This is a genomic window from Tabrizicola sp. TH137 (genome assembly GCF_002855575.1).
In the GTDB taxonomy this organism is placed as follows: domain Bacteria; phylum Pseudomonadota; class Alphaproteobacteria; order Rhodobacterales; family Rhodobacteraceae; genus Paragemmobacter.
This window is the reverse complement of record NZ_PKRQ01000007.1, coordinates 114,594-127,227: the sequence shown is the minus strand read 5'-3', so window position 1 is coordinate 127,227 and position 12,634 is coordinate 114,594. Positions and strand designations below refer to the sequence as shown.

General features: G+C 69.3%; 6 protein-coding genes. 3 read left to right on the top strand and 3 right to left on the bottom strand.

The window, feature by feature from the left end:
• The first annotated feature begins 19 nt into the window (after positions 1-19).
• Positions 20-832, top strand: a complete 813-nt coding sequence (locus tag C0V75_RS19150; protein ID WP_158241888.1) for an SDR family NAD(P)-dependent oxidoreductase — start codon at positions 20-22, stop codon at positions 830-832.
• 11 nt (positions 833-843) lie between these two features.
• On the opposite strand, the gene C0V75_RS19145 is transcribed toward C0V75_RS19150, so the two are convergent.
• The 3 genes from C0V75_RS19145 to C0V75_RS19135 all read right to left on the bottom strand — a co-directional run bounded on the left by C0V75_RS19145 (position 844) and on the right by C0V75_RS19135 (position 3,729).
• A complete protein-coding gene (locus C0V75_RS19145) occupies positions 844-2,022 on the bottom strand; it encodes a hypothetical protein (protein WP_101922583.1) in 1,179 nt (392 codons plus the stop codon).
• Between the two features lie 259 nt (positions 2,023-2,281).
• Positions 2,282-2,935, bottom strand: coding sequence for an ABC transporter ATP-binding protein (locus tag C0V75_RS19140; protein WP_101922582.1), 654 nt, complete (start codon positions 2,933-2,935; stop codon positions 2,282-2,284).
• Positions 2,932-3,729: an ABC transporter permease gene (locus tag C0V75_RS19135; RefSeq protein ID WP_101922581.1), complete on the bottom strand. Its 798-nt coding sequence runs from the start codon at positions 3,727-3,729 to the stop codon at positions 2,932-2,934. The genes C0V75_RS19140 and C0V75_RS19135 overlap by 4 nt, the downstream gene beginning before the upstream one ends.
• Before the next feature lie 237 nt (positions 3,730-3,966).
• Between C0V75_RS19135 and C0V75_RS19130 the strand changes: the two genes are divergently transcribed.
• Positions 3,967-11,262, top strand: coding sequence for a type I polyketide synthase (locus tag C0V75_RS19130; RefSeq protein WP_158241887.1), 7,296 nt, complete (start codon positions 3,967-3,969; stop codon positions 11,260-11,262).
• Positions 11,259-12,599, top strand: a complete 1,341-nt coding sequence (locus C0V75_RS19125) for an aminotransferase class I/II-fold pyridoxal phosphate-dependent enzyme (protein WP_101922579.1) — start codon at positions 11,259-11,261, stop codon at positions 12,597-12,599. The genes C0V75_RS19130 and C0V75_RS19125 overlap by 4 nt, the downstream gene beginning before the upstream one ends.
• The last annotated feature ends 35 nt before the right edge of the window (positions 12,600-12,634 follow it).

Sequence of the window (12,634 nt, the reverse complement as noted above, 5' to 3'; positions counted from 1 at the left end):
TTGGAAGGGTGCGAGTGACATGGGGAACGCGGTGCGGACAGTCTTCGTGACAGGGGGATCAAGCGGCATCGGTCTGGCCGTGGCGCGCGACTGGGCGCGGCGGATGCAGGGTGGGCCGGGCGGGATCGCCCTGTTCGCCCGCGATGCGGCGCGGCTGAAGCAGGCGGTGGACGGGCTGACCGCCCTTGCCCCCGGCCTTGCCGTGCGGGGCTGGGCGGTGGATGTGGCGGAGGAGCGCGGTGCCGCCCTGGCGATGCATGCGGCCATGGCGGCGCTGGGCGTGCCGGACCGGGTGATCCTGTCGGCCGGCATCACCTTGCCGGGGCGGTTCGAGCTTCTGGACATCGCGGCGCAGCGCCGGGTGATGGAGGTGAACTATTTCGGCGCGGTGCATGTGTTGCAGCCGCTCTTGCGGCATCTGGAGCCGGGGGCGCGGATCGGGTTGATCGGATCGGCGGCGGGATTGGCGGGCATCCATGGTTATGGCGGCTATGCGCCGTCCAAGTTCGCGCTGCGCGGGCTGGCCGAGGTGCTGCGGGTAGAATTGGCCGGGCGCGGCATCGGGGTGACGCTGTGCCAGCCGCCCGATACCGAGACGCCGATGCTGCGGGCCGAGCGGGGGCATCGCCCGCTGGTCACGGAGCGGATCGCCGGGCCGCGCGCCCTGCGGCCCGAAGCGGTGGCCGCCTGCCTGATCCGGGCGATGGAGGCGGACCGTTTCCATGCGCTGCCGGGGCTGCCGGTTCGGCTGCTGCATCTGTTCGGCCCGCTGGCCGGGGCGGTATTGCGCTGGCGGCAGGGACGGCTGATCCGCGCTCTGGGGCCGGAGTGAGGGGCGGCGCGTCATGTGAGATGCTCGCGCAGGATGTGGATGAACATGGCGAGGACGCCCCAGATCAGGAAGGCCACCGTCCCGATCAGAAGCATGGAGAGCGTGACCTGCGGGTATCGCGCCGATTGCGGCTGGGACGGCGTGACGAAGGTGGCGACGTAGCGCTGCTGGCGGTCGGCCTCGATCCGGGCCGCTTCGAGCGAGCTGAGGGCGGAAAGATAGGCGCGCTGGCGGAAATCGAGATCGACCTTGAGCGCCTCGTATTCCGTGACGGAGCGGTTGAGGGAGTCGGTGATGGTCTCGCCCGTGCTGCCAGCCGCCGCCCCGGCATCGCCGATGCCGAGTCGGGCGCGTTCGGTGCCGATCTGGCGTTCGAGCGAGTCGATCTGGCTTTGCAGGACGCGGACGCTGGGTGCATCGGGGGCGAGGAATTCGCGCAGGCTGCTGAGTTCGGTGCGGGTGCTGGCCAGGCGGTTCTGCAACTGGGCGAGGACGCCTTCCTGCGTGGCCACGGTGGCGGTCGGGTCAATCTTCTGTTCGGTTTCGCGGAAGGCGGCGATGGCGGCGCGCTGATCGCGCAGGGCCTGTTCGGCGCGGGCCAGTTCCAGTTCGGCAAGGCGGACGGTATCCTGCCGCGCCTTTTCGGAGACGGCATTGATCAGGGTCGAGGTGGCAGAGAGCACCACCTCGGCCATGCGCGTTGCCTCTTCGGGCGAGAAGGCTTGGGTTTCGACGGTGATGATCTGGGTGGAGGACTCGAAACTGGCTGAAACGACGCGGGGCAGGAAATCCACCATGTCTTCGGTCGTGGCCTCGGCGGCGAGACGGGTGAGGATGTCGCCGCGCGGGGCGGCATAGAGGGCCTTGAGATCCACCTCCTGCGCGAGGGTGTCGAGGAATTCGCGGCTTTCCAGATATTCGACGACCATCCAGCTATCGGCCACGGTGCTGTTTGATGCGGCGCTGCCGGTGACGATGCCGAGCAGGTCGGTCGAGGCTGTCACGCCTGGCGAGCGGATGGCGAATTTCGTTTCGACGGCGAAGCGATCCACGGCGAGGAAGGCGTAGTAGCCTGCGCTGGCCAGGACGGGCAGCAGCACGCAGAGCAGGAAGGACAGCACGGTGATCCGGCTGAAGAGGCGGCGCTGGGTGGCCGTTGGAACGGCAACGGGCCCGGCGACGAAGGTCATGTCGCGCTCTGGTCGCGGCTTGGCTGGGGCGGGGGGGGACGGGGCGGGGGCGGGCGGGGCGTCCGGGGCGGTTTTCCGGATCGGGGTTGGCGCGGTGGCCTTTGCAGGGGGGGCAGGTTTGGCCGGTTCCTTGGGGGCCGGTTCTTCGGGTGCCGGCAGCGGGGAGGCCGCGTCGGTCGGGGTGGATGCGGGCGGGGGTGCCGCCGCCGGGGGATCGGCTGCGGGCGGTGTCTTGGGGGCGGGGGAGGCGGCTTTGGTGTCAGGCATTGATGGCGGCATAGGCGTCGATGGCCTCTTCTATGTCGTCGTAGAACCGCGCCGTGCCATTGGCGACGAGCAGGCCGCAGTCGCAGTAGTCGCGCAGCGATCCCATGGAATGGGAGACGAGGATGATACGGGAGCGGGTGAGCAGATCGTCGAAGGCGCGGCGCGACTTGGCGCGGAAGCTGGCATCGCCGACGCTGAGGAGTTCATCCACGAGATAGACGTCGAAGCGCAGCGCCATGCTGAGCCCGAAGCCGATGCGCGCGCCCATCCCGGCGGAATAGGTGCGGACCGGTTCGTAAAGGAAGGGGCCGAGTTCGGCGAATTCGGTGACATAGTCGATCACCGCCTGTTCATCCGCGCCATAGACACGGGCGACGAAGCGGATGTTTTCGATCCCGGTCAGCATGCCGTGGAAGGAGGCGCGCAGGCCGATGGGCCAGGACATGGAGGCGGAGCGCGTGATCTGGCCGTGATCCGGGTCGATCAGCCCCGAGATGAGGCGCAGGAGGGTGGATTTTCCCGCACCGTTGCGCCCAAGGACCGCGATGTTGCGATAGGGCAGGGACATGGTGAAATCCTGGAGCACGATGCGCCGCGCCCCGCCGCGCAGGCGGTAGGATTTGGTGACTCCGTCGAAGTCGATCACTCCATCCCCCGTTTGCTGAGGATGATCTGGATCATCCCGGTGAAGGTGAGGAGCAGGCCCATGAAGTAAAGGTAGGGCAGGTCGATGTGATGGTCGGGATAGCCGGAGAGGTAGCCGGCGCGGAAGCCTTCCACCCCGTGCAGGATCGGGTTCCAGGCGATGATGTGGCGCAGCTCGTAGGGCAGGGATTGCAGGGTGAAGAAGACACCGGACAACACGAAGGCCGGTGCCATGAGCATGTTGTAGACATGCGCGGCCATGTTGAAGCGGCGTTGCAGGGCGGCGATGTTCAGCCCGACGCCGAGCGCGAGCAGGGAGAGGCCGAAATAGGCCAGCAGCATCTGTCCGAGGGCGCGGGGGGGATCGGCCCCGAAGGCGAAGAACATGAAGGTGAAGACGAGCGTGCAGATCAGCAGCGAGGTGATCGTGTCGAGCGTCAGCCTGGCGAGGGCGGCATCGAGTTCGCGCACGCGGGGATAGCTGAAGAGCGGCCCGTTCGCCTCGAGCGAGAGGCCGATGAAAGAGGAGGCGTGGCGGAAATAGGCGAAGGCGAGGATGCCAGAGGCATAGAAGGGCGCGTAGTCGAGACTGCCACCCCGACGGCCGAGCGCGACGAAGAAATAGATCATCGCCGCCGTCACAGCGAAGGGTTCCAGCACCGCCCAGGCATAGCCGAGGCGGGAGCGGCCATGGCGGACCCGCGCCTCGCGCAGGACGAGGGCGAAGAGGGAGCGCAGGAAGGTCTGCCACCCGATACGGCATTCGAAGAGTTCGCGCCTGAGCGAGGCTGTCATGGCCGGCGCGCCCGGCAATCTGTGCCGATGTGCGGCAAGAGCGGGCAATTGCCAGGGATTTGGGCGGCCATGCGACCGGTTACTGCCCAATCATGAGGCAGTTGCGGCGAATTTACTCTCACACCCGAACCCTTTACCTGCGCCGATGGTTGACCGATGCTGCGGTGCGGATTAGGCATGATTGCGTAGCGACTGACAAGACGCTGTTTTGTTTACCTTTGTTAACGAGTGTGGTGCGTGTCCAGGAAGATCTATGTCACAGGGCGGGCCTGTCGGCTGCCCGGCGCCGCTACTATTGACGCCCTTTCGTCGGTGTTGTTTTCCGGTCGCGATACGGTGACGGAAGTGCCGGCGGATCGTTGGGCGCAGCGGTTCTTTCTGCATCCCACCCCGGGAACCAAGGGCAAGACCTACACTTTTGCGGCGGGCATTGTGGACGACCTCTGGTCGTTCGATGTCGCGCCTTTCGGCATCTCGCCGCGCGAGGCCGGGCAGATGGATCCGCAGCAGCGGTTGCTGCTTCAGGTGGTCTGGGAGGCGCTTGAGGATGCGGGTCTGCCGCCCGACCGGCTGGCGGGGCAGCATGTGGGCGTCTATGCGGGCTGTTCGGCCATGGCCCATGCGGCGCGGCTGGCACAGGATGCGGCGATCACCGACGCGCATCTGATGACCGGAAACACGATGGCGCTGGTCTCCAACCGGGTGTCGCATGTGCTGGACCTGCGCGGACCGTCGATGACGGTGGACACGGCCTGTTCCTCTTCGATCGTGGCGATGCGTCTGGCGGAAGAGGCGCTGCTGCGGGGCGAGATCGACGTGGCGGTGGTGGCCGGGGTGAATGCCCTGCTGGACCCGATCCATTTCATCGGCTTCTCGGCCGCGCGGATGCTGTCTCCGACCGGGCGTTGCCAGCCCTTTTCGGCTGCTGCCGATGGTTATGTGAGGGCCGAGGGGGCGGTGGCCTTCGTGCTGGAACGGCGGACGGCGCGCGAACTTGCCCCCCGCTGCGCCCATGCGGTGCTGCGGGCGGTGGAGGTCAATACGGATGGCCGGACCTTGAACGTGGCGCTGCCGTCGCTGGAGGGGCAGGCGGCGCTGCTGCGGAAGGTCTATGCGCGGGCAGAGGTGGACCCGGCGGCGCTGGCCTTCGTCGAGGCGCATGGGACCGGGACGCTGGCCGGTGATCCGGTGGAGGCGGGGGCCCTGGGCCGGGTGCTGGGCCAGGCGCGGACGGTGCCGCTGCCGATAGGATCGGTGAAGTCGAATATCGGGCATCTGGAACCGGCCTCGGGCGTGGCCGGGATGCTGAAGGCGCTGATCGCGCTGGAACATCGGATGCTGCCGCCCAGCCTGCATGCCGAGTCCCTCAATCCCGGAATCGACTTCGAGGGGCTGAACCTTCAGGTGGCGCGGGCGGCGCTGCCTTTGGGAGAGGGGCCGTTGCTGGCCGGGGTGAGTTCCTTCGGCTTTGGCGGGGCGAATGCGCATGTGATCCTGGAGCGGCCCGTCGAGGCGCCGGCGTCGGTGTCGCGGAAGCCAGCGGAGGCGGCGCCGATGCTGCTGCTGACGGCGGCGGGCGATGCGGCGCTGGGACGGATGATGGCGGCCTGGCAGCCGCTGGTGGCGGCAGAGGACAAGGACGGCTTGCAGGATCTGTGCGGACAGGCCGCCGCGCATCGCGGGCGGCTGCCGCATCGGGCGGTGGTGCTGTGCGACGATGCGGGGGCTGCTGCGGCGGCGCTGGCGCGCGGGGCCGCAGGGCAGGCCGATCCGCGGCTGGTGACCGGGCGGTCGGAACTGGTGGAGGCGGATGTTGCCTTCGTCTTTTCCGGCAACGGGTCGCAATATGCGGGTATGGGGCTGGCGGCGCTGGCACGGGATGCGGCCTATGCGAAGGAGATGCGCCGGATTGACCGGGCGTTCCGCGCGATTGCGGGCTGGTCGATCCTTGAAAAGCTGCAAGCGCCCGATCTGGATGCGCAGTTGCGCGATGCGGCGGTGGCGCAGCCGCTGCTTTTTGCCGATCAGATGGCGCAGGTCCGGGCCTATGGGGCGCGCGGACTTCGGCCTGCGGCGGTGATGGGTCATTCCGGGGGCGAGGTGGCGGCGGCCTGTGCTGCCGGGGCCCTGACCCTTCAACAGGCGCTGGAGGTGACCTTTCTGCGTAGCATCGCTTCGCAGCATTTGCGCGGCACGGGGGGGATGCTGGCGATTCAGGCCCCGGCGGCGGAGGTGCGCGCGGCGATGGCGGCCTTTGGCGACGGGCTGGAACTGGCTGCCGAGAACAGCCCGCGCAGCGTTTCGGTCGTGGGCGAGGGGGAGGCGCTGGAGGCTTTCCTGCGCCATGTGCGGCGGGTGCTGCGCTGGCCTGCGGTGAAGCTGGCGATCGACTATCCCTATCACTCGCGGGCCTTCGACGGGGTTGCCGCCGATCTGCGGCTGCAGCTGCGCAAATTGCGGCCCGGTGCGGCGCGGGTTGCCTTCGTTTCTTCGGTGACGGGGCAGGAGATGGCCGGGACGGACCTGATCGCCGATCATTGGGCCGCGAATGTGCGTCAGCCGGTGGCCTTTGCCCCGGCGATGGCGGCGCTGCGGGCGCGCGGGATCAAGGCCTATCTGGAGGTGGGGGCCTCGCCCGTGTTGCAAGGCTATATGGCGGGGTGTCTGGAGGGCGAGGGATCCGCCCTTCTGCCCGGTCTGGAGCGGGGCGATGGCGAGGCCTTGGCGGGCGGGATCAACCCTGTCGAAAAGGTCGTGGCACGGGCCGTGGTCGCGGGGGTGAAGCTTGCGGGCGGGAAGGTTCTGCCGCCGGCGACGGGGCATCGGCGCGACCTGCCGACCTATCCCTGGGACGCGACGGAAGTGCGGATCGACCGCACGCCGGGCATCCTGAACCGGCTTGGCGACGGGTTGCGCCAGCATCCGTTCCTGGGACGCGAGGAAGGGGTGGAGGCGCGGGTCTGGTATTCCAACATCGACGCGGTGATGGTTCCGGCGCTGGGTGACCATCGGCCCGGGGGGCGGGTGATCCTGCCCGGAACATGGATTGCCGAAGTGATGCTGGCGGCGGCGGCCGAGGTTTTCGGACAGCCGACGGTGACGCTGCATGACCTGGACCTGATGGCGCCCGTGGTCCTGACGCGCCAGAACCTGACGGAGGTGCAGGTGCGGGCCCTGCCGGAACAAGGCCGGGTGACGCTTGCCTGTCGGGGACGTGGCGATGCGGGGGGATACCGGTTGCACGCGCAGGGGCGCATGGAACGCGGCCAGACCGTGCCGGATGCCAGGGAGGCAGCGCCGGACCGGATGCCGCAGGCGGGTGACCGCGGGGGGGCGCGCATCTATGCGACGGCGGCGCGGTTGGGCCTGCATTACGGACCTGCCTTCGCCCTTGTGGAACGGGAACGGCGCGTGGCGCCCGGGGTGGTGGAGGTGTTTCTGCGCGAAAGCCCGCCGCTGGACGCAGCCGAAACGCGGCTGCTGCTGGATGTGGCAGGCGCGGATGCGGCGTTTCATGCCCTGATCCCGGCGCTGGACGGGACGGAGTTCGAGCGGCTTGGCCTGGGTTTCGTGCCGGTGCGCATCGGGCGGCTGGTGCTGCTGAAGGCGGGCGCGCGGGTGGCGAGCGCCAGGCTGCGCCTGCGGCGGAAGGGGGTTCGGTCGGCCGTGGCGGATGTCGTGCTGTTCGACCGGGAGGGCGCGGTCGTCGCGCGGATCGAGGCTGTGCGGTTTCAGGCGGTGCGCATGCTGCGCGAGGCCAGTCTTTCCCAGCACGGGTTCCGCCAGATCGCGCTGCCCTTGTCGGGACGGCCGGATGTGGACGGCCTTGTCGCCGAGGTGAAGGGCGCGTTGAGGGCGGAGGGCTGTCCCGAGGAGGCGGGATACTTTCTGGTCGAGGCGGCGGCGCAGGCGCTGGCTTGCGAAGGGCTGCGGCTGCTGGCGCGGCAGGGGATGCTGCATGCGCCACTGCCGTCAGCCTGGGTCGAGGCGATGGCGGGTGTGGCGCTGCGCGCCGGGATGATCGTCCCGGTGGCGGGGGGCTGGGAGATGACCGAAGCGGGCAAGGCGGCACAGGCTGCGCCGCTGGTCGCGCTGATCGGCGCGGAGCATCCGGAACTTGTCGCGGAACATGCCATACTGACGCAGCTTATCCGGCGCTTGCCGGATCTTGTGCGGCTTGGACCGGAGGACATGCCGCGTCCCGAGGCGGTGTTCGGGCGTGCAGCCCTGGACAGTCTGGCGAAGGGGTCGGTGTTCCGGCATCGGCGCAGCGCGGCTTTTGCCGCGGCGGTGCAGGCGGCAGTGGGCGGCTTGCCCCGGGGCGGGGTGTTGCGGATTGCCGAAGTGGTGGAAGAGGGGCCACGGCTTCTGCCGCGCCTGCTGGCCGGGATTGCGCCAGAGAGGGCGGTCTTTGCCGAGATCGTGCCGCCCGGTGCAGAAGAGGGGCCCGTGCTGCACCCCGATCGCGTGAGCCGGGTCGAGGCGACGGTGCCGGGTTTGCGGGCGGCGGGGGGTTTTGACCTGATCCTGTCGGATGGGGCGCTTTCGGCGCTGGGATTGCCTTTTCAACGCCTGTCGGAGGGCTTGGCCGCAGGTGGGCGCATCCTTGCGCTGGAACCGGAGCCGTCGGATTTCGCCGATCTGGTCTGGGGTCTGGATGCAGGCTGGTTCGCGGGCGGCATGACGCCGGAGGGGCCTTTGTCGCCCCTTCAGACGGGGGCGGACTGGATCGCGGCGGCACAGGGCGCGGGGATGCGGGCCGAGGCGCAGGCGTTGCCCGAGGCATGCGGGGCGGCGAACCTTGTTGCCGCGGGGCGGTTGGAGGAGACGGCGGCAGCCGAGGCGCAGGGCGACCCGGCGCTGGCGATGGCGATTGCCGAGGCTTTGCAGCGGTCGGAAGACAGCGTGCAGGATGTGGATGGCTGGCGGCTGGCAGTGTTTCCGCCGGGTGGTGCCGGGGGCGAGCCGGTGACTGCGCTGGCGGCCCGCGTTCTGGCGTTGCGCGATCTGGTCACGGCGGCGCAGGGGGTTCGGCTTCTGCTGGTGGTTCCGGGGGGCAGCGCGCTGGGCGATGCGGCGACGGAGCCGGGTCAGGTGGCTGTCTGGACGCTGATCCGGTCGGCTGCGAATGAACATCCGACGGTGCCGATGCTGCGCTGTGACCCCGAGCCGGGCCTTGCGGCGGAGGAGGCCGGGCTGCGGATCGCGGGCCTGATCGCGGCGGGTTCGCCCGAGACGGAAGTGGTGATCGGGGCCGGGGGAGCGGCGGCCTTGCGTGTGATGCAGGGGGTCGTTGCGCCCCGGCCGCAGCCCGGACATGCCGAGGATCGCGCCGTGCTGCGGGCCGCAGCGGCGGGTGGCATCGACGATCTGCGCTGGGTGAGGGAGCCGCGTCGCGCACCCGGACCCGGCGAGGTGGAAATCGCGGTGGCGGCGACGGGCCTCAACTATCGCGATGTGATGTGGTCGATGGGGATGCTGCCGGAAGAGGCCCTGGAGCGCGGCTTTGCCGGGCCGACCATCGGGCTGGAATGCGCGGGACATGTGCTGCGCTGCGGCCCGGGGGTGACGGGGCTGGCGCCGGGCGATGCGGTGATGACCTTCGGGCCATCTTCCTTCGCCTCGCATGTGACGGTGCGGGCCGAGCTTGCGGCGCGGCTTCCCGACGGACTTACACCCGAGGCTGCGGCGACGGTGCCGGTGGCCTTTTTCACCGCCTGGTATGCGCTGGTGACGCTGGGCGGGGCGCAGGCGGGGGATTGGGTGCTGATCCATGGCGCGGCGGGGGGCGTTGGTCTGGCGGCGATCCAGATTGCACGGCTGCGCGGGTTGCGGGTCATTGCCACGGCCGGATCGGAGGTGAAGCGGTCGCTTCTGATGGCGGAGGGGGTGGAGCATGTGCTGGACAGCCGCACGCTCGACTTTGCCGAGGAGGTGCGGGCGATCACGGGGGGGCGCGGCGTCGATGCCGTGCTGAACGGTCTGGCCGGGATGGCGATGGAGCGGAGCCTTGCCTGCCTTGCGCCCTTCGGGCGGTTCCTCGAACTGGGCAAGCAGGATTTCTATGCCAATACGGCGGTCGGCTTGCGGCCGCTGAAGGAAAACATCGTCTATCACGGGATCGACGTCGATCAGGTCATGGCGGCGCGGCCCGACGTGGCGGCGCGGGTCTTTGCCGAGGTGATGGCGGCCTTTTCCGCCGGGGCCCTGCGGCCCTTGCCCTATCGGGCCTTTGCGGCGGATGAGGCGGTTGCGGCCTTCCGTCTGATGCAGAAATCGGGACATGTCGGAAAGATCGTGGTGACGCCGCCCGATCCTGCCATCGTGCAGGACAGCGAGGGTGCGCTGGGCCGGTTCGCGCCGTCGCAGACAGGCTGGCATCTGGTGGTTGGCGGTCTTGGCGGGCTGGGGCTGGAAGTGGCCGAATGGCTGGTCGCGGCGGGGGTGCGGCGGCTGGCGCTGATGAGCCGTCGCGGCAGTGCGGAGGGCGCGGCTGCGGAGGCCGTCGTACGCTGGCAGGAGCAGGGGGTGGAGGTGCGGCCCATCGCCTGTGACGTGGCGGATGAGGCGGCGCTGACGCGGGCGCTGGGCGATCTGGTGCCGCTGGCCGGGGTGATCCATTCGGCGATGGTTCTAGAAGACATGCCGTTGGCGCAGGTCACGGGCGAGGTGCTGGAGCGGGTTCTGCCGGCCAAGGTGGCAGGCGCTGCGCATCTGGACCGGCTGACGCGGGGCATGGGGTTGCAGTATTTCGTGCTGTTCTCGTCGATGGCGACGTTGATCGGCAATCACGGGCAATCGGCCTATGTCGCGGCGAATGGCTATCTGGAGGGGATTGCGCGGGCGCGGCGGGCGGCGGGTCTTCCGGGGCTGGCCGTCGGCTGGGGTGCGATTTCCGATGTGGGCTATCTGGTGCGGGACCGCGAGACCGCCGCGCTGGTGCGTCGCATGTCGGGCGGGACGGAGTTTACCGGGGTGCAGGTGACGCGGGCGCTGGAACGGTTGCTGGCGATGGGCGATGCGGTGGACCCTGTGGTGCATGTCTCGCCCATGGGGTGGAACGCGGTGTCGGTGACCTTGCGGACGCTGGGTGAGCCGGCCTTTGGCCTGTTGCGCGCATTGGGGCGGCGGGCGGAGGCCGATGCGGGCGAGGATGACTTGCGCGTCACCCTGGCCGGGATGACGGAGGCGCGGGCGGCCGAGCGGCTGGAAGCCTGGCTGGTGGGGCGGGTCGCCCATATCTTGCAGGTGCCGGAAAAGGCGGTGGCGGCGACGAAGCCGGTGGCGGATCTGGGGGTGGATTCGCTGATGGGCGTGGAACTGGGCCTGACGGTGCAGCAGGCGCTGGGCGACGATATTCCGGTGTCGCTGATTTCCGATGCGCTGAGCCTGCGCGAGATCGCGTTGCGCATCGTGCATCATCTGCATGGCACGGGGGGCGCAGAGCCTGTGGTCGCGGAGGTGGGGCTGGCGGAGCAGCATCTCGCCTCGGTCGCGGGGGCGCCGGAGCGGCGCCCGGAGGCCGCCGAATGAGGGAAGGCGCGCCGAACAAAGCCGATCTGGTGGCGGCGGCGCGGGCTGCTGCGCAGCGGCGGCCCCAGCGCGGCGTGGCGGTGGGTGAGGGGCCACGCGGCTTTGACAGCCATCCCGACTATCGCGACAGCCTGAGGATGAAGCAGGTGGGGGCACTGGTCGGGCTGTCCACGCCTTTCTTCCGGCTGCATGAGGGCCATGCGCAGGCCGTGACGCGCATTGCCGGGCGCGAGGTGACCAACTTCGCGTCCTATGACTATTGCGGTCTGAATGCCGATCCGCGCGTGGCGGCAGCGGCGAAGGCGGCGATTGATCTTTACGGCGTGTCGCCCTCCGGCAGCCGTCTGGTGGCAGGCTGCCGCCCCGTGCATGATGCGCTGGAGGCGGCACTGGCGCGGCATTACGAGGCGGAGGCGGCGCTGTGTTTCGTCAGCGGGCATTCCACCAATGTCTCGACCATCGCGCAGGTGATGGGCGAGGGTGACCTGATCCTGCATGATGCGCTGTGCCACAATTCCATCCTTGTCGGGGTGAAGCTGTCTGGTGCCGCACGGCGGGCCTTTCCGCATAACGACATGGCGACGCTGGAAGCTCTGCTGGCAGAGAATCGCGGCCTGTACCGGAATGCGCTGATCGTGACCGAGGGGCTGTTCTCGATGGATGGGGACATGCCGCCTCTGGCCGAGCTGGTGGCGCTGAAGCGGCGGTTTGGCTGTTGGCTGATGGTGGATGAGGCCCATGCCCTTGGTTGTGTGGGCGCGCGGGGCGCGGGGAGTTTCGAGGCCGCGGGCGTGCCGCCGGGGGATGTGGACATCTGGATGGGCACCCTTTCAAAGACGCTGGCGGCGACGGGGGGCTATATCGCGGGCAGTGCCGCGCTGATCGAGTTGCTGCGGGATCACGCCGCGGGTTTCGTCTATTCCGTGGCGCTGGCCCCGGCACTGGCGGCGGCGGCGACGCAGGCGCTGGCCCTGCTGGGGGCGGAACCGGAGCGGGTGGCGCGGTTGCAGGCCAATGCGGCGCTGTTCCTTGATGCGGCGCGGGCGGCGGGGTTGCAGACGGGTGCGGCGGGGCCTTTCGGGATCGTGCCTGTCCTTGTCGGGGATAGCCTTCTGGCGGCGAAACTGTCGGAGCGGCTGCTGGCGCGGGGCGTGAATGTGATGCCAGTGATGTTTCCGGCCGTGCCGATGCAGGGGGCGCGGTTGCGGTTCTTTCTGAGCGCCCTGCATGACGAGACACAGGTGAGGGCGGCCGTGGCCGCGACGGCGGAGGAGTTGGAAGGGTTGCGGCGGGACGGGTTCGGATCGGCGATCCCACCCGCCCTGCTGGGTATGTAGCGAGTGCCGATGCCATCGCCCAAGGGGCGGGTGGT

What these genes read in the sequence shown, in the direction of transcription:
- C0V75_RS19150 (WP_158241888.1), top strand. Translation starts at nt 20, where the DNA reads ATGGGGAACGCGGTGCGGACAGTCTTCGTGACAGGGGGATCAAGCGGC.
- C0V75_RS19145 (WP_101922583.1), bottom strand. Translation starts at nt 2,022, where the DNA reads ATGACCTTCGTCGCCGGGCCCGTTGCCGTTCCAACGGCCACCCAGCGC.
- C0V75_RS19135 (WP_101922581.1), bottom strand. Translation starts at nt 3,729, where the DNA reads ATGACAGCCTCGCTCAGGCGCGAACTCTTCGAATGCCGTATCGGGTGG.
- C0V75_RS19125 (WP_101922579.1), top strand. Translation starts at nt 11,259, where the DNA reads ATGAGGGAAGGCGCGCCGAACAAAGCCGATCTGGTGGCGGCGGCGCGG.